Origin of the sequence: Solirubrobacter phytolaccae, from assembly GCF_027587195.1 — a bacterium.
Taxonomy (GTDB): domain Bacteria; phylum Actinomycetota; class Thermoleophilia; order Solirubrobacterales; family Solirubrobacteraceae; genus Solirubrobacter; species Solirubrobacter phytolaccae.
Window position 1 is genome coordinate 44,768 of record NZ_JAPDDP010000032.1, and the last position, 18,689, is coordinate 63,456.

At 70.9% G+C, this 18,689-nt stretch carries 9 protein-coding genes; 6 read left to right on the forward strand and 3 right to left on the reverse strand.

The window, feature by feature from the left end:
* Nucleotides 1-144 precede the first annotated feature (144 nt).
* From OJ997_RS18090 to OJ997_RS18100, 3 genes are all read left to right on the forward strand, one after another.
* Nucleotides 145-1,866 (forward strand): choice-of-anchor A family protein, encoded by a 1,722-nt coding sequence (locus OJ997_RS18090; protein WP_270026591.1) that lies wholly within the window; start codon nt 145-147, stop codon nt 1,864-1,866.
* On the forward strand, nt 1,827-2,492 hold the full coding sequence (locus tag OJ997_RS18095) for a L,D-transpeptidase family protein (protein WP_270026592.1): 666 nt from the start codon (nt 1,827-1,829) through the stop codon (nt 2,490-2,492). Before OJ997_RS18090 ends, OJ997_RS18095 begins: the two co-directional genes overlap by 40 nt.
* Before the next feature lie 87 nt (nt 2,493-2,579).
* Nucleotides 2,580-3,998: a hypothetical protein gene (locus OJ997_RS18100; RefSeq protein ID WP_270026593.1), complete on the forward strand. Its 1,419-nt coding sequence runs from the start codon at nt 2,580-2,582 to the stop codon at nt 3,996-3,998.
* 30 nt (nt 3,999-4,028) lie between these two features.
* On the opposite strand, the gene OJ997_RS18105 is transcribed toward OJ997_RS18100, so the two are convergent.
* Nucleotides 4,029-6,602, reverse strand: a complete 2,574-nt coding sequence (locus tag OJ997_RS18105) for a M1 family aminopeptidase (RefSeq protein WP_270026594.1) — start codon at nt 6,600-6,602, stop codon at nt 4,029-4,031.
* 108 nt (nt 6,603-6,710) lie between these two features.
* On the opposite strand from OJ997_RS18105, the gene OJ997_RS18110 reads away from it, so the two are divergent.
* Nucleotides 6,711-7,700 (forward strand): WD40 repeat domain-containing protein, encoded by a 990-nt coding sequence (locus tag OJ997_RS18110; RefSeq protein WP_270026595.1) that lies wholly within the window; start codon nt 6,711-6,713, stop codon nt 7,698-7,700.
* Nucleotides 7,701-7,743: 43 nt separating this feature from the next.
* Here the strand turns inward: OJ997_RS18110 and OJ997_RS18115 are convergent, their stop codons facing one another.
* Nucleotides 7,744-10,788 (reverse strand): M36 family metallopeptidase, encoded by a 3,045-nt coding sequence (locus OJ997_RS18115; protein WP_270026596.1) that lies wholly within the window; start codon nt 10,786-10,788, stop codon nt 7,744-7,746.
* Between the two features lie 250 nt (nt 10,789-11,038).
* Here OJ997_RS18115 and OJ997_RS18120 point away from each other — a divergent pair, with 250 nt between their 5' ends.
* Together OJ997_RS18120 and OJ997_RS18125 are read left to right on the forward strand one after the other, a co-directional pair.
* Complete coding sequence (locus tag OJ997_RS18120; protein ID WP_270026597.1) at nt 11,039-11,416, forward strand: hypothetical protein; 378 nt, start codon at nt 11,039-11,041, stop codon at nt 11,414-11,416.
* 260 nt (nt 11,417-11,676) lie between these two features.
* Nucleotides 11,677-15,201, forward strand: coding sequence for a S8 family serine peptidase (locus OJ997_RS18125; protein ID WP_270026598.1), 3,525 nt, complete (start codon nt 11,677-11,679; stop codon nt 15,199-15,201).
* A gap of 61 nt (nt 15,202-15,262) precedes the next feature.
* Here the strand turns inward: OJ997_RS18125 and OJ997_RS18130 are convergent, their stop codons facing one another.
* Entirely contained in the window at nt 15,263-18,688 is a 3,426-nt protein-coding gene (locus tag OJ997_RS18130) for a ThuA domain-containing protein (protein WP_270026599.1), read from the reverse strand.
* Between the last annotated feature and the right edge of the window lies 1 nt (nt 18,689).

The window sequence follows — 18,689 nt, forward strand, 5'->3', positions numbered from 1 at the left end:
TTTGCCAGTCAGGCTCTTCGCGGGCCGAACATCTGGCCAGGTTTGGCCAATCCTTATAAAGCAGTTGCAGCGCGTACTACTGTGGACGTTGGCCGCACTCCCCCTCCATCGCGGCCGCTCCCCTCTCGCTCCTTAGGAGTTCCGATGCCGGAACGCTTCGTCTCCCGACGGCGTTGGCGCCTGCTTGCGCCCGCGTTGTCGGCCCTCCTCGTCCTGCCTGCCACCGCTTCGGCCGCGCCCCTGTCCGCGGCGGGCGGGATGACCGTGTTCAGCGCCGGCAACGCCACGGTCACCGGCAACGAGAACGACGGCTCGATGGCCGTCGGCGGCGACCTCCTCCTGCCCGCGGGCGGTGACTACCGCGTCGGCAACAACAACGCGAGCCCGTACAAGATCGACGGCAAGCCGTTCGCGCTCTACGTCGGCGGGACCGTGCGCTTCAACGGCGGACGGCTGACGGTCAACAACAACCAGTACGCGCGTGTCGTGGACGGTGCGGGGCTGACCGGCGCGACGAGCGGCGGCACGGCCTCGATCACCCGCGCGGGTGCGAGCGGGGCGATCGCGCTCAACACCGGGCAGCCGTCGTCGACGATGTTCGGCGCGCCCGCGAACGCGATCGACTTCGCCGGCGCGTTGACGTCGCTGCGCGCCGAGGCGGACGCGTACGGCGCATTGACGCCGACGGTCACGCCGACCAACGCCAACGGCGACCCCTTGAGCTGGAGCGGTGCCGGGACCGTCGACCCCTACCTGCGGCTCTCGTCGGGAACCAACGTGTGGCGGCTCACCGCCGACCAGCTGCGCAGGCTGGGCACGATCACGTTCCGCTCGATGCCGAGTGACGCGACCCTCGTGATCGCGGTCCCGGACTGGACCACCGGCACCTGGCGCGCGCCGAACTTCTCCGGCATCGGCCTCACGCAGGCCAAGCGCATCCTGCTCGCGTTCCCGAACGCGACGGGCCTGACGCTGGACCCGAGCAGCGCGACCGTGGAAGGCACGATCCTGGCGCCGCGCGCGGCCGTGTCGCTGCTGACGCGCTCGAACGTCGAGGGCAGCGTGATCGCCGCGAGCTTCAGCCACACGGGCGGCGGCGAGATCCACCACGCGCCGTTCGCGGGTGACCTGCCGGAGGTGACGCCAACGCCAACGCCGACCCCCACGCCAACGCCAAGCCCCACGCCGACGCCAAGCCCGACGCCGACGCCGACCCCTTCGCCCGAGCCCACGCCGAGCCCGACCCCGACGCCGAGCCCCACGCCTTCGCCGACGCCCAGCCCGACGCCCGAGCCCACGCCGAGCCCAACGCCCGAGCCGACGCCCAGCCCGACCCCGAGCCCCACGCCTTCGCCGACGGCAACGCCGACCCCCTCGCCCGAGCCCACGCCGAGCCCGACCCCCACGCCGGCCCCGACGGTCTCGCCCGAGCCGACGCCGTCCCCCACGACGACGCCGCTCCCTGAGGCCACGCCGGTCCCGGCCACGCCCGCCGCGGCAACCGTCACGCCGTCGCCGACGCCGGCCGCGGAGGGCGGCATCCTCGCCGCGACCGAGACCCGTCGCGTCGGCACCGCGAAGCTCACCGGCCTCGCCGGCTGCGTGAAGTCCACGCGCACCGCCACGGTCTCCGGCCGCAGCCTCCGCACCGTCGTCTTCCGCGTCGACGGCAAGAAGGTCCGCACGGTCAAGGCGACGCGCAACGGCACCCGCGCGGCCAGCAAGATCAGCGTCGCCAAGCTCCAGCGCGGCACGCACAAGGTCACCGCGCGCGTGACGTTCACGGACGGCACGAAGGCGCGCACGCTCACGATCCGCTTCTCCAAGTGCGCAACCGGCGCCGTCTCCCCGCACTTCACGGGCTGATCGTCGCCGCGACGCTCGCGTTCGCCGCCCCGGCGAGCGCGAGCACGTGGGCGCACCCGGTGAACATCGTCGCCATCCGCGCCCAGCCGGACACGGCCGCCAAGCGCGTCGCGACCACGCGTCTTCTCACCGAGGACAAGCTGGCGGAGGTGTACCTCGTGCTGCAACGCCGCGACGGTTGGGTCAAGGTCCGCGTCCCCGGCCGGCCGAACGGTCGCACGGGCTGGGTCCGGCGCACGGCACTCGGTCCGCTCAACACCGTCGACACGCGCATCACGGTCAACCGCAAGACGGCCACGCTGACGCTCACGAAGGCCGGCCGCACCGTCTTCAAGACCCGCGTCGGTGTCGGCAAGCCGTCCACGCCCACGCCCGCCGGCCACTTCTGGGTGCGCGAGAAGCTCCGCTTGACCAACGCGCCGATGTACGGCGCCTACGCCCTCGGCACCTCGGCCTACGCGAAGGTCTCCGACTGGCCGGGCGGCGGCGTCGTCGGCATCCACGGGACGGACCAGCCCGAGCTCATCCCGGGCCGGCCGTCGCACGGCTGCGTCCGCGTCCGCAACGCCGACATGACCAGGCTCTACACGTTCACGCCCGTCGGCACGCCGATCACCATCGTCTGAAGCCTGACACGGATAGGCGTGGGATTTCGCTCTAGCAAGCGATATCGCCGCGTTTCGCGTACGCAGCCTGAAAGAGTCACGGTGTTGATGCTGCGAACAGTTGACACGGCGGAGAAACCGCGCGACGAGCGCCGGCGCGCGGAGGAGCCGGCACCTGATCCGCACGCGCTGCTCGCGCTGCAGCGGTCCGCAGGCAACCAGGCCGTCGCCCGCATGGTCCAGACGCGGGCGCAGCACGCCACGCTCCAGCGCGCGATCGACGGCGGCAACGACGAATACGCCGACAACCGGCAGCGCGTCCGCATGGGCACCAAGCTCGGGACGATCGTCGGGATCCAGAACAAGAAGACCTACAAGGTCACCTTCGACGGCAGCACGAAGATCGAGAAGATCGACGCGGCGAAGCTCGACCTCAGCGACGAGGCGGCGCCGTCGGCGGACGCCGGGGCCACGCCGAACGCGGTGCCCGGCCAGCAGCCGCCGCAGGCGCCCGAGCCGTACACGCCCACGCGGGCCACCGTCATCCAGGGCGAGAGCATCTGGACCCTGAAGCTCGAGGACGCCGACGGCAACGACGTCGGCACCCGGACGCTGAGCGTCAAGCAGCTCAAGGCGTTGCTCGGCGCGAAGGTCTTCGAGGGCGCGGGCACGTCCCCCAAGGCCGGCTCGTGGGCCATCACCGGCCCGCTGCCGGTCGGACCGTGGCTCGACACGCACCTGACCAAGAAGGGCGACCTGATCAAGCAGTTCGAGTCCGCGGAGCGCTTCCGGGCCTTCGAGGCGCGCGCCCAAGGCCTCATGGGCAACGTCGCGAACACCCCGAACCAGAACCAGGCCACGATCTTCGCCCGCCTCGAGGCGTTGGGTGAAGCCAGGGCCGAGCAGCGCAAGGGCGAGGGCCACGGGTCGGTGAAGATGACCAAGATCCCGCTGCTGGTCAAACCCCAGCTCAGCGTCGGGGGCGCGAACCGCCTGATCACGCACCTCTACACCCAGGCGGGCAACGAGACGGAGCTGCGCTGCTACCTCGGCAACGACAAGGGCGCCTACCAGCGCGTGCACACGTCGTTGACGATGGACGACGAGCGGACGTCGCACACCATGGTGCAGACCGGCGAGGACATCGCCGTGCCCGGCTGGATGAGCGCGCCCGGTGCCACGCGGATCGGCTTCAACGCCAAAGAGGGAGCCGCACTGGGCTACGGGAACCGCAAGCTCACCGAGCGCGACAAGGCCACGAGCACCGTGAAGACGCCGGCCGGCGTCGGCGACATCCAGGGCCAAGCGCACTCCGAGCTGAGCCAGCCCGAGCTCGACGGCAGCACCCTCCTGGCCGTCCGCTTCAACCGGGCGCTCGACGACGTCTTCAAGGACATCTTCACGGGCACCCCTCAAGAGCGCGAGGTCAAGGGCATCACGGCCGACTTCACGATCCTCGACAAGGAGTGGCAGTCCCCCGCCCACAAGGGGACGCCGGAGGCCGAGTTCCACAGCAGCGGCATGTGACGCCGCCGCGGCCCCCGGCCTCCTGTCCGTCTACGGCGTGGTGGTCGACAGCGTGAACGTCAGCGTCTTGCTGTACGCGCCCGTGCGCAGCGCGTCCGTCGATGCCACGCGCTGTTTGAACGCGATGTCCACGGTGTCGTTGGAGACCGGCGCGTTCCAGGCCGACTTGGAGAACGCGACCTGCAGCGGCTCCGGCAGCGAGAACGCGCCGTTGACCAGGTGGCCCGGCTCGCTCACGGTCAGCGCCGCGTCACCCGCGGTGGAGATCACGTTCGCGGTGGTCGCGGCCGTGTACTCCTTCTCCAGGCCCGGCGTGAACGTGCCGAACGTGGCCGGCGTGCCCAGCGTCAACGACAGGGTCGCGGCGACGTCGCCGCCGGCCGAACCCGGGACGTCGACGCCGTACGGCGCGCAGCCGCCCGTCGCGTCGTAGAAGCCGCCGCCGGCGAGGCCGGGGCCGGTGATCTGCGGCTTGTTGCCGGCCGCGGGCGAGCCCGTGTACGGCGTGTCCCACCACTGCTTGAAGAACTCCTCGAGCTTGTTGTGGCAGGCCGGGGACTGGTTCGGGAGGTACTTGTGGAACTCGGCCTTCAGCGGCGCCTCCTCCATCGAGCCGCCGCGGTAGGCGACCTGGATGTGCCGGAGCGCGGCGTTGTAGTTCTCCTTGCCGAGGATCGCGCGCAGGGCGAGGTACGACGTGCCCGGACGCGTGTAGGCGTTGGACGTGCCGTTCATCGTCACCGACGTGGGGTTGCTCGGCGCGGTGTTCCAGAACGTCGTGCTGGTGCTGTTGTAGTTGGTGTTGAAGCGAGCCACGAGCGAAGCCTCGAAGGCTGCGTCACCGGCCGTCGTGCCCTGGCCGCCGGCCGCGTTGGCCGCCGTGAGAGCCGTCTGGTAGTACTCGGCCGTCGTCGCCTGACCCTCCTTGAACCACATCAGCTTGGGCGCGCCCTCGGCGACGTTGTCGCCCCACCACTGGTGCATGTTCTCGTGCGCGAACGTGTTGATGTTCGTGCCCTGCGCGCCGCCGATCGTGCCGCCGACGAAGACGATCTTCGTCTGCATCTCTTCCTCGAAGGAGGCACTCGGCAGGGCGACCACGATGCCGTTCGCGTTGAACGGGAACGGGCCGGTGATCGACTCCTGGAAGTGCGTGATCGCTTCCTGCTGGTCCATCGCGACGCGGTTGAGCGCCTTGCGCGCGGCCGTGATGCCGGAGTCCTGCGCCTCGAAGTAGACGACGTCGTTCGCGCCGTCGCGGAACGAGTAGTCGAAGTTGCCGACGCTGTTCTCGACGAGGTAGTTCGCGATCGGCTCGCTGGACTTCCAGTGGTAGCTCGTCGAGCCGTCGGGGAAGTTCGTGCTCGGCGCGTCGTCGCCGGAGGTCACGAGGCGGCCCGGGCCGATGGCGAGCTTGCCCTTGGTGACCGTGTCGTAGATGTCGTACGTCGGCTTGACGGACGGGTGGTTGTTGAGCGGCATCCAGGCCTCGGTGCCGGTCGGCTCGGAGGTGACCATCGCGCCCTGGCTGCCCGCCGTGTTGTTGCGGAACCAGCCCTCGGTGCCGGTCGGCGACGGACGCACGCCCGGGCGGCCCGTGTAGTTGACCGTGACCGTGAAGTCGGTGCCGGACGGGATCGGCGCGCTCGGCGTGATGACCAGCTTGGTCTCACCGCACGGCAGGTTCTGGTTGGCCGCCTGGCTGTTGATCGGCGGGCACGCCGGCGGGTTCGGGTTGGCCGCGTTGATCGGGATCGTGAGGCCGGTGCGGTGCGCCAGCGGGTCCGGATCGTCCTGCCCGTTCGGGTCGCCCGGGTAGGTCGGCTGCGCGAACTTGAACGTCGCCGGCTGGCCGTTGACCGTGACCGAGCCGACCGTGAAGTCCGGGCCCGGCACCGTCGCGCTCGTCACGCCGTTCTTGCGATCGAAGTCGAGGCTGAAGTCGCTCAGGCACTGCGTCGAGCGCTGCTGCAGGTCCACGTGCGTGCCCGGCAGGAACAGGTTCGTGAGCGCGTCGTAGTTGATGAAGACGTCGCTGTGGAGGCTCGCGTAGCCGCCGTTGCCGATGTCCGGGTACACGCGGTCGCCGGGCTTGGCGAGCGTGTGGGCGCCCGAGGTGCAGTCCTCGGCGGCTGCCGCACGGGCACCGGCGGTGCGAGCGGCCGGCAGGCGAACGGCCGAGCCGCGGACGGGCGTGCCGCCCTGGATGCGGATGTCGCGCTCGCTCGTCGCGCACCCGAGGCCGTCGGCCTCCGTCAGCGACGGCGTGCACGCCGCCAGGTAGTAGTTGCCGCGGCTCAGCCCCGCGGGCAGCTTGACGTCCAGCGTGTACGCCTTCGTCGCGCCCGCGGCGACCCTCACCGTGGTCGTGCCGACGAACTGCGCCTTCGCCCCCGTGCGCTGCACGCGCACGCTGACCGGCGCGGTGACCGCGCGCGAGGTCCGGTTGACCACTTCACCGCGCACCGTGCCGGCGCGCGCGTTCGGCGCCAGCGAGCTGACCGAGCTCACCGACACGCCGGGCGCCGAGGCCAGCGCCGGCCCGGCGGCCACGCCGAGTACGAGCAGTGCGGCGCCGGCGGCACGCGCTTTCAATAGCTTCATAGATCCCTCCGTAGACCCGCTCGCAACGTGCGAGCAACGGCGGGACCGTGGCAGGAGAAGATGAGCGCTCGGCGAGACTCTCATATTTGTCGATCAAGAAAGTGTGGTTTGCTCGTGGTGGTGGGCGCGTGGCTCGCGGCCGCCGCGCCGGCGTCAGCCGCGCTGAAGGTCATCGACGTGCAGAGCGGCAAGCGCTCGACCCTCGTGAAGGACTCCCCCGCGGAGGGCTGGACGTCGCTCGAGTGGACGGCCGACGGCTCCGCGTTGATCGGCGTCGCGAACGAGTCGCTCGGTGAGGAAGTCGAAGTCCGCCGCTACCCGGTGGCCGGCGGGCGCGGGAAGCTCCTGCGGCGGCTGCCGGACGCGTTCGACGCCGTGCTCAGCCCGGGCGGGACGCGCGTCGCCGCGCTCTACGACCACGGCCAGGGACTGCGCGGCGACCGCGGCGGCGTGGTGATCCGCGACGTGGCCTCCGGTCGCCGGCTCGCGAAGCTGCCGCAGTTCGCCGAAGGCGACGACCTCTACGAGAGCAGCCTCAACCTCACCTGGTCGCGCGACGGCACGCGGGTCGCCTACTTCGCGCGGGAGCGCAAGGGTGAGACGTTGCGGGTCGCGGACGCCGCCTCCGGCCGCATCCTCCGGCGCCTCGACGGCAAAGGCCTCTACGGCGTCTCCTTCGAAGCGTTCTCCCCGGCCGGCGACCGCCTGGTGTACGCCGGCGGCTCCACCGGCTGGATGCGCGTGCTCGACATCGCCTCGGGCAAGAGCCACCGACTCGGGATCAACGGTTCCCGCGAGGCGTGGGCGCCCGCCGGTGAGCGGATCGCGGTCGCCTCAGGCGAGGAGGTGGTGGTCAGCGGTGAGGACCAGCGCTTCGGCACGCCGGTCGCGGCCGGCGAGAACGTCGAGGGCATCGTCTGGTCCCCCGACGGCACGCAGCTCGCGGTCGTGCTGCGCAGCTACAACGCCGACAGCGACACCGCGCTCGCGCTCATGACGCCGGGCCAGAAGCCACGGATGCTGATCCCGTTCCGCAAGCGCGGGATCTTCGGCCTCGAGTGGTCGCCGGACTCCCGCCGGATCGCGTACGAGGACTGACGCGCGGTCCCGGTTGCCCGGGACCGCGCGAAGTGTCATCGCGTTACGGCGTCGTCGTCGACAACGTCACCGTGACCGTCTTGCTGTAGGTGCCGGTGCGCAGCGCGTCGTTGGCCTTGATGAGCTGCTTGAACGTGAGGTCCACGTCCTCGTTGGACACCGGGGCGCTCCACGCCGACTTCGACAGCGAGGCCTGCAGCGGCTCCGGCAGGGTGAACGCGCCGTTGGCCAGGTTCCCGAGGTTCGAGACCGACAGCGTCGCGTCACCGGCCGTGGAGATCACGGTCGCCTTCGTCGCGGCCGTGTACTCCCGCGCGACGCCCGGGACGAACGCCGGGAACGTCGCCGGCGCGCCCAGGACAACCGACAGCGTCGCCGGCACCGAGCCGCCGACCGGCGCCTCGACGTGCGTGGCCGCGAGGAACTTGAAGTAGGCGCGGTGCTGCACGCCCGTCTTCGTCGTGAACACGAACTCGCGGCAGCTGTCGCCCCACGCGGTGGTCGTCTGCCACGGGTACGTGTAGACGCCGTTCGCGTCCACCGAGAGCGCCTTGCCGGCCTTCGTCACGGCCGCCACCGGCACCGGACGCGGGGTGATCGCGACCTGGCCGGGCGTGACCGTCGCCCGCGTCGTGCAGTCGATCTGCCGCGAGTACGGGTTGTTCTTGGTCGCGATGTCGAGGCCACTGAGCCCCGCGTCGACCTTGAACTTCAGCGGTACCTCCGTGCCCGACACGACCGTGGTGATCTCGGGTCCGGGTGGCACGTTCTCGAAGCCGCGCAGGCAGCTCGGGGCGGTGTCGAACGCCTCGCTGTTGTCGTTGCGGCCGGTGGTGCCCTGGACGGCGCTGTAGCCGAGGCCGCGACGGGCGAACGCCGCCCAGATCGTGCACGTGTCGGCCGGGCCGTTGTTGCGGACCTCGGACGCGGCGACGATCGCCTTGGCCGCGACGACCAGACCCGGGTTGCAGCCCTGCAGCTTCAGGCCGTCCATCACGTACTGGAGCGCACGGTTGTTGCCGCCCGTGTTCCACGCCTGGTAGAGCTCGCGGTTGTAGCCGTACTTGTCGATCAGGTCCCAGTTGAGGTCCCACAGCACCGCCGCCCAGCCGTGGCCGAGGCCGTGCGGGAGGGCGAGCGAAGCGCCGGCGAGCCAGCCGCCAGTCTTGATCGAGTCGTACGTGAACGGCTGGATCTCCATGTTGCGCGAGTACGGCCGCGGGCGGATGCCGGCGCCGCCGCGGTTGGGCTGGAACAGCGCGTACGGACCCATGCCGCGGCCCTTGTCCGGGTCGTCGACCGTCGGGTCCATCGTGAAGGTCAGCGCGAGGTAGTCGCTCCAGCCCTCGCCCGCCTGCTCGTTGCCGCCGAGGCAGCTGTTGCCGACGCCGCCGGTGAGCCGGCTCGAGATGCCATGGCCGTACTCGTGGATGATGATCCCGTTCTCCAGGTCACCGTCCCGGATGCCGGTGTGCGCCGGGTTCTTCTTGATCGCACCCGTCTTCGGGCCGGCGGCGATCGCGGCCTTGAGCGCGGTGCCGTCGGCCTGCGTGAGGCCGACCGACGGGATCGTCGTCGCCGGGTCGGTCAGCGTGCCGCTGATGACCGGCGCGGCGCCCGTCGCGTTGTGCGCGACCACGACCGCCTTGGCGCCGAGCGCCTCGGCGACCTGCACGCGCTGCAGGTAGCTGCACAGCGGCGCGACGATGCCGCCGTCGACGACCGCGATCCAGTTGCCCGTCGGACGCTCCGCCGGGTACAGCGCGGCCTCGCAGCCGGTCCCGCCGTACACGAACGCGCCGGTGAGGCCGGCGTTGGTGATCGCGGGCCCGAAGCGCGCCCACGTCGCGTTGAGCGTCGCGCCGCCGTCGACCGACACGAGGTTCTGCGCGCCGACCTGGTTGCCCGGCCACAGGTACATCTGCATCCGCGGCTGGCCGCCGTCGTTGGTCGGCGGGTTGAAGTTGGCGTTGTTGGTGCCGTTGCCGTCGGCCGCCTCGGCGCGCACGTAGTCGGTGCCCGTGCCGCCGCGACCGTAGTTGTTGGTCTGGAAGTTGCCCGACGCCTCGTCGAACCCGTAGCGGTACGCGAGGTCGTGGATCATGTTGTTCGCGTAGAACAGGTTCGTCGTCGCCGCGTCACGGTACGTCTGCGCGTGCTCGGAGAAGTCGATCGGGAAGTCGAACTTGAGCGCCGCGCCCCCGTCCGGGCTGCTGTTCGGGTCCGGGACGTTGTTGGCGTCCTGGTCCATGAACGCGTGGGCGTTGTTGCCGCGCGTGATCGTGTACTCCGGGCCGGCCGCGCCGTTCTCGTCGTGCCAGCCGAACGGCGAGGCGAGGCTGTCCGCCATGTTCGTGACGAGCGCGCGGTCGGAGTCGTTCGGGCTCTCCGACGGCCACGGGAAGACGTTGTAGCTGGAACCGTCGTTGACCGGCGCCTGCGTCTTCAGGACGAACACGGGCGGCGCGAAGTTCTTGCTGATCGTGGTCTCGCGCGCCAGCGCCGCGCCCGTGTCGTGGACGTCGTCGTGGATGACGAGGTCCTCGGCGTCGAGCAGCGACCCGGTGTTCGCGTCGACGGTGGCGTTCCACCGCTGCGACTCGGAGGCGGCGTCGATCTCCATCCGCCACGCGAGCTTCAGCCGGCCGTCGGCGGACGGCTGCCAGCCGAGCTTGGCCGGGATCGGCGAGGCCGAGATGCCGCCGCCGCTGACCGTCGCCTCGCGCGCCTTGCTGCCCTGCGTGACCCTCAGCCCCGACGGGTCCTCGAGCCCGAGCGCGCTCGCCGCGGCCTCGACCGCGTCGGCGGCGTCGAGCGAGGCCGACGTCGCGCCGGCCTGCAGGTCCTTCACCAGGCTGCCACCGGCGAACACGACCCGTCCGTCGCGTCCGACGTTGACCGTCACCTGGCTGTCGAACACGTCATAGCCCGCGTGCCGCTGCACGAGGCTGACGTGGGTGACCCCGGTGGCCGAGGTCTTGTAGCTGTTCTGCAGCGTGAGCTGCGCCACGTCGGCGGCCGACACGCCGAAGCGGCCGGCGTGCTTGCTCACGTGCTCGCGAGCGATGTCCTCCGTCGATGCGGCCAACGCGGGTGCGGCAGCGGCCCCAAGGGCAAGCGCCGCCACAAGGACCGGTACCGGTCCTCGAACGATGAACTGCAAGGGTTCCCTCCTATCCCTGCATTTCCGGTGGCCGTCTGTCCCCTCTGACCGACCGCCGGCTCATACCTGCTCCCAGCGATGAGGAGCCTATGAGCAAAGGAGGAGTCGTGTATAGAGCCGGGTGTCCGTGCGCGGACCCGACGCGGTGAAGGTCGGCGCGTGCGACCCTTCCCGGATGCGCCGTACCGTCGTTGCCGCCCTTGCCGTCGCCGCCCTGTCCGCTCCCGTCGCCGCCCAGGCTGCCGAGAAGTCCTACGTCCGCGACCCGCTCTCCAGCAAGCTCGCGCAGAAGCCGAAGAAGCTCAACTTCCGCGACGTCGACCTGACCGGCCTGCGCTGGATCCACTGGGGCCAGTCGCGCGCGATCGCCCGCGGCAACGCGAGCGTCCTGATCTGCGAGCCGAGCTGCGCCGAGGGCCACCGTGAGCGCGGCAAGGTGCGCGTCGTCGTGCGCACGCGCAAGCTCGAGGGCGACCGGCGCGTCTACCAGTGCATCGAAGGCCGGATCACGGGCGTGCCCAAGGCCTACGCCCGGATCAGCTGGATGTGCTGAGAGCGCTGCCGGCCGTGGCGCTAGAGGAACCCTGACTTAATGTCACCATCATGACACCCTAGAAAACCGGTCATTCGCCTGGATATGCGGTTCGCCGGCCAGTAACGGTGGCGCCCGGTCGCCGCTGATGATCGATGCAACAGTCACGGAATCCACAACCCGAAGGAGCCGTGATGGATCTCCTTGACGCTCGCGTCGTCACCAACGGGCCGCTGGAAGAGACTCACTCGACCCAACTCACGGAGCTCGGGCTTCGCGTCGTGAGCCGACTTCCCGACGGCGCCTACCGAATCCGGGGCACCACCGATGCCTCGCTCGGTGACCTGCAGGGCCTGGCCTTCATCGACTCGGCCGCCGCGGTCCAGCCGTTCGAGAAGCTGGACGCGACCTTGGCCCCAGCCGCGCGGCAGGTTCTCCGCACCGCGACCAGCGCAGCCGCGACCTCGCCTCCAGTCAGCCTGCTCGTCACCGTCGACGCCAACTACCAGCCGGAGGCCACCCAAGAGGCCGCGGCTTCGATCGGTGAGGTCACGGCCCACTCGGCCCGACGGATGGTTGTGCAGACCACGGCCGACAGGATCGCGGACGTCGCTGCGCTCGATGGCGTGCTGAACGTCGAGCTCGAGCCCGACATCCGCACGCAGAACAACGTCGCACGGACGCTCACGGGCGTCGAGCCGGTCGCGACGACGCTCGCGCTCGACGGCACCGGCGAGATCGTCGGTGTGGCCGACAGTGGACTCGACACCGGCGAGCCCGGGACGATCATGCCCGACTTCAACGGACGTGTGCTGAACGTGCGCGCCACGGTGGCCAAGGCCGCCGCGTTCGGCGTCGCCGATGGCGCCGACCTCAACAACCACGGCACGCACGTCTGCGGCAGCATCGCCGGGGACGGGGCCAACTCGAACGGCACGATCCGCGGAATGGCGCCGGCGGCGCGGCTGACCGTGCTCTCGATGGGCCCGGACAGTGGCCCGGGACTGGTCGTGCCGCTCGACCTCGGCGTCGGGGTGTTCGACGACGCCTACACGGACGGCGCGCGGATCCACTCGGACAGCTGGGGCGACAGCATCAACCTCGGCCGGTACACCGCGCTGTCGCAGGACGTCGACGAGTTCGTGTGGGACCACCGCGACCTGCTGGTCATCATCTCGGCCGGGAACGCGGGCGACAGCGCGTCGACTGTGACGCCGCCCGGAACGGCGAAGAACTGCCTCACGGTCGGTGCATCCGAGAGCGTCCGCCCGCTGCCCGCGATCATCACGATCGACCCGAACCTGCAGGACGTGGATGGCAACCCCGCGACCCCGCCCACGAACTTCCCGCTCCAGTGGGCCGGCTTCGGCTTGCAGGCCGACAACGCGGACGACATCGCCGACTTCTCGAGCCGCGGCCCGGTCAACGACAACGGCGACTCGCGGATCAAGCCGGACATCGTCGCGCCCGGCACGTTCATCCTCTCTTGCCGGTCGACGGTCAGCATTGCCGACGTCGGCCCGGATGGGCTCCCGCCGGAAGCCATCGGCGGCCTCTACCCCGACGACGCCGACGGTCTCTTCGACCACACCGAGGCGGTCGGGCGCGGACTTCCCGGGGGCCGCTTCTTCGGCACCTGGAACCAGAACACGCCCGGGCCGCCCGCGGGCGCTGGCCCGCTGGCGACGGACAACTACGTGTACGAGTCCGGCACCAGCATGGCCACACCGATCACGAGCGGCGCCGTCGCCGTGCTGCGGCAGTACCTGCGAGAGCGGCGAGGCATCGAGAACCCCTCCGCCGCGCTCATGAAGGCGTTCATCATCAACGCTGCCAAGGTGCCCCCGGCTATGTCGACGGCGCCGAGCAACGCACACGGCTTCGGCTGGCTGAACCTGCAGGCGGTCCTCACGCCCGCGCCGACCGGACAGCAGGCCTACAGCGACGACGTCGACCTCGCGGTGGCCACGGGAGACGTCCGCGAGTTCTCGGTCCAGGTGGCGGACCCCCTCCAGCCCCTGCGCGTGACTTTGACCTGGTCGGACTTCCCAGGCAAGGGCCTGCAGAACCGCCTGTACCTGCGGGTGCTGCCTCCGGGCGGCACGCCCGCGATCGACGGCGACGTCACCGCGTTCCCGAACCCGCGCAACAACGTCCAGCGAGTGCACGTCCCCGCCCCTGTCCCTGGTGTGTACACGATCCAGGTGCACGGCGTGAACGTCGCGTTCGGCATTCCCGAGCACGCGCCCGCCCTCCGCCAGGACTTCGCGCTCGCCGTCATCAACGGCGTCGGCTTCTCCCCACGGCCGGTCGACGTTGCGCAGGTCATCGACCACAGCGGCAGCATGGGCTTCTACTCGTTCATGGTGCCGGCCCGCGAGCGCGCCAAGCAGCTCGTCGACGTCCTGCGCATCAATGACCGAACGGGGGTCGTGCAGTTCGACCACACGGCGGCGACCGTGAGCCCAGTGGCCACGGTCACCAGCCTCGCCGGCCAGGTCGCGACCAAGACCGCGATCGACACCATCAACCCAGCGGGGGCGACCTCGATCGGGGCCGGCCTCCAGCAGGGTGTCCAGGACCTCGCCGCGGGCGGGGACCCGAGCCACCCACAGGCGATCGTCCTGTTGAGCGACGGCCACGAGAACACGCCGCCGTGGGTCGGCGGCGGCCTCACCAACTCACCCCCGGCCTGGTACACGGGTCCCGACTTCACGGATGCGCTACCGGGCGTTCCGGCGACGACCAAGATCTACACCGTGTCGCTCGGCGTCGCGAGTGACGAGGTGCTGCTGCAGGCGATCGCGGCGGCGCGCGGGGGAGTGTTCCAGGCGATACACAGCGCGGCGGAGATCGGGAAGCTGCACGAGATCTACGTGCACCTGCAGGCACTGGTCGGCGGCGAGGAGGTCATCGCCGCGGGCTCGGGATCGGTGAGTGGCATCGGGCCGATCGGACAGCCGGGGATCAACCTGGCCGTGCTCCCCCGGACCAACGGGAACGCGGCGCCGGAGCTCGCCCACCTGGTGACGGCCGATCCGGCACTCGCCGAAGCGATGCTGGCGGCGAAGACGCCGTTCGAAGCCGTGCACCCGATCCCGGTCGACGACACGGTCACCTCGGTCGTGTTCCTGGTGTCCTGGCACGACACCGCGCACCCCGTGGCCATGCGTCTGGTCTCACCAAGCCTGAACGTGATCACGCCCAGCACCGTGCTCCACCAGTCGATCGCGGGCTCGAGCTACAGCATGATCCGCATCGAGCGGCCCGAGCCCGGGGTCTGGGAGCTTCGCGTGACGGCCGACAAGACCGATCGGCCCGGCACGCATCTCTACACGTTCGGAGTGACCGCCGACTCCCCGCTCGGCCTGCGGCTCGTGCCACCCCGCCGGATCACGGCGGGCAAGCAGCAGACACTCAACGCCAGGCTGGTCGGGAACGGGCTCGCGAAGACCCTCGACCTCACCGGCCGGGCACTGGTGCCCCGGACCTCGGTCGACGCGCTGCTCAAGAAGCACGCGGCGGCGCTCAAGGCCCTCAAGACCAGGCTCAAGCCCGACAGCGAGGATGTCTCGGTCGCGCTGTCCCGGCTGCCGATCCTCGATCTGAACCTCGTCGCGCAGGGCAAGCCGTCGCTGTTCCAGAGCAGCGTCCGGAACCTGGTGGTCGCGCCTGGACGCACGACCCGCAAGCTCACGGTGCCCACGCCCACCTCGGGCATCACGGGCGTCGACGCCACCCTCAACGGCACCACCAAGGGCGGCTTCGAGTTCATCCGTGTCCGGCGCCTCGACCTGAGGACCTGATCGACACGCGTGCTGAGTCGCGCCGCCGCACGGGTGCGGCGGCGCGGGTCTCAGCCGACGGCTACGGCGCCGTCGTCGACAACGTGAACGTCACCGTCCTGCTGTAGCTGCCGGTGCGCAGCGCGTCGGTGCGCTTGACGAGCTGGTTGAACGTGACGGTCACGCGCTCGTTGGAGGTCGGCGCGGTCCAGGCCGACTTGCTGAACGCCACGCGCAGCGGCTCGGGCAGCGAGAACGCGCCGTTGCTGAGGTGGCCGGGATCACTGACCGAGAGCGCCGCGTTGCCGGCGGTGCTGATCACGTCGGCGGTGGTGGTCGCCGCGTAGTCCTTGTCCACGCCCGGCGTGAAGGCGCCGAACGTGGCCGGCGCGCCCAGGGACAGCGACAACGTGGCGGGCACCGTGCCGCCCACGCCGCCCTGGACCGGCTCGGACTGCAGCGTCGGGGTCGGCGGGGCCGCGCCGTCGCCGCTCATCCAGTTCACGAGCTCGACGCCCTTGGACTGCAGCTCGAGCAGCGCCTTGCCGCCGTCGGCGCCGGCGTTGGCGACACGCTTGGCCTGAGCCACGAACGTCTTCGCGTGCGCGGCCGCACCGGCGTCGTCGCCGGCCCGGTAGGCGGTGTCCGCGCTCTCCAGCGCGGCGCTGAGCGCGATGTTCGCCGCGGCCGTCACGTTGCCTCCGGAGGAGGCCGCCGCGAGCAGGTCACGGACCTCGTTGAACGTGACGCAGTTCGCGTACTCCTTGCCGGAGGTCCACTGGATCGCGTTGAGGATCATGTCGCGGAACCACTCGTCGGTCGCGAACTGCCAGTTGTGGCCGAGGGTGGAGCTGAAGGAGCGGCCGCCCTCGAAGTTGCGGCACCAGACCATCCCGTGCCGGTCCGTGTTGTGCAGCGCGCCGGTGCTGTACCCGATCTGGCCGACGAGCGAGTCCTCGTTCTCGTACACGAGCGGGTGCACGATGCCGAGGTCCACCGGGTCGCGGTTGGTGTTGTAGAGCTCCTCGACCGTGAAGAACCGGTTCGGGATCTTCTGCGTCGCCTGGTGCGCCGGGTCGGCGTTGACGAGCTCCACGTGGCCGCCGGCCTCGGTGTCGATCAGGATGCCGCCGGCGTTGGAGCCGTGGCTGGTGAAGCCGGCGCCGATCAGGTCCATGTACCACGGCACGTTCTGCATCGAGTCGGTGCCGCCGTGGATCGGGACGATGCCGCCGCCCTGGCGGATGTAGGCCTGCAGGTTCGCGAACTCGGTCGCGTTGAGCGTCGCCGTCCCGTTGATGCCGACGGTCGAGTTCATGACGATCGTCTTGTACTGCTTGAGCGTGTCCAGATCCATGAACGGGCTCGTCGGCAGCGAGACGCCCGCCGGGGCCTGACGGCCGGGGCTGGCGGCGATGTTCGGGTCCCAGATCTCGACGTCGAAGCCGTGCTGCTCGCCGAGCTGCTGGATCATCCACTCGTAGTCGACGATCGACTGGTGGCGGAAGCCGCCCGCGCGGCCGCTGATCAGGATCTTGTAGGTCGCGTTCGGGTTCGCCCGGAACGGGATCGGGTTGTTGAAGACGCGCAGCGCCTGGGCGCCCGGGTCGGCGGCGCCGACGGTCACCCCGGTGCCGGTCGTGTCGACCGGCGTGCCGCTCACCTGCGCGATGAGCGCCTGGCCGGAGCTCGTCAGCACGGCCTCGCTGCCGGCGGCCGTGACGAACGACTGCAGGGCCGCGATCGCACCCGGCGTGTCACTCGCGTCGGCCTTGGCCTTGGCGTCGGCGAGCAGGCCCTTGAGCTGCGTCGCCTTGGCGGCGGCGACGATCGGCCGCGGCTGCGCGATGGCCACGCCGGTCGCGTGCGTCTTCGTCAGCGGCGCGGACAGGATGACGTTCACGAGCGACGTCGCGGTGCCGGCCGCGTGGCTGTTCTTCAGCGGCGCGCTGAGCTCCACGAGCGGCGGCGCGAGGTGCCGCTTGACGGTCACGAGCTCCTGGCTCGAGCCCGTCCCGATGACGATCGGCTCGCCGATCACCGGCCCGTTGCTGGTTGCCGCCTGCGTGCCGGTCGCGCCGTTCTGCGTGTAGCTCGCGAGGCTGATCCGCGTGTCACCCGCGGCGGCCGCCGCGCTGACGGTCGTGTTGACCCGCGGCGGCGGCACGAGGACCTTGGCGATCGTCACCGTCTCCTGGCTGTCCCCGGAGTCGACGACGAGCGTCTGGCCGGCCCGGACGCCGAACGGCGTCTGCAGCCGCAGGCCGGTCCCGCCGACCGCGGTCGCGCCGTTGAGCGTGGTCCGCAGCGCGTTGTCGGCGAGCTGGTCGATCACGGTCGCCAGGTCGGCGAACGAGGTCGTGACCGTGAAGGTGTTCGTGTACTTGGCCACGTTGCCGGCCGCGTCCTGCACGGACACGGCGTGCGTGTGCTTGCCGGCCGTGAGGCGGTTGAGCGCGACCGTCTTGGGAACGATGAACTGGCCGTCGAGCTCCATCCGGCGGATCGCCGCGCCGCCCGCGCCGTTGGCGACCGTGTCGCTCGCGTCGCGCAGGCGCGGGTCGGTGCGCAGCGGCGTCAGCGTCTGCGACTGGAGGATCTTGCCGTCGACGATCGAGGGCAGGAAGACCGCCGATCCGGACAGGTGCGGCTTGGTCAGCGCACCCGCCAGCGTGACGTTCGGGCCGGTCGCGGGCGCGGGCGTGACGAGGCTCGCGATCTTGACCGTCTCGGCGCCCGCCCCTTGGTCGAGCTGCAGCGTGTCACCGACGGCACGGCCGGCGGTGCTCGCGAGCCGGACGCCGGTGTCCCCCGCCGCCGCGGCGGCCCCGAGCGTCGTCGGCTGCGTGCCCCAGATGGCGCCGGGCGCCTTGGTGTCGATCTGCACGGCGACCGTGCTGTAGAACGCCGTGCCGGCGACGGCGGCGTTCGCCGCGTGCGCGTTGGCCAGCGGCGTCGTCAGCGTCACGTTCGGCGCGGGTGAAGGCGGCGCGGGCGTGACGATCGTCGCGATGGTCACGGTCTCCTGGCCCGCGCCGGTGTCGATCAGGAGCGAGTCGCCGGGGCCACGCCCGGCCGTGCTCGCGAGCCGCACGGCGGTCGCGCCCGCCGCCGCGGCCTGGTTCAAGGTCGTGTTCGTCGTCGCGCCGCGCGACACGTTGCCGGCGCTGTCCACCGCCCGGTAGCGGAGCGTGACGTTGGTCTCCTCCGTGAACGGGACGTTCGCCGTCACCGACGGGCCGGCGATCACCGGGGCGTCGATGTAGTTCGCCCCACCGTCGAGCGAGTACTGCAGCTTGGCCACGGCGACGTCGTCCGTCGCCGCGAGCCGCAACGTCTGCGGCGCCGTCAACCGCCAGCTGCCATTGCCGTTCTGCGGCGCCGCGAAGGTCGCCGTGCTGACCGGCGGAGCCGTGTCCTGCGCCAGCGCCGGCGACGCCAGCGCCGCCGACCCGGCCAGTGCGACCAGCAGTGCCCCCGGCGCACGCCGGCGGCCCAAGTCCCTCATT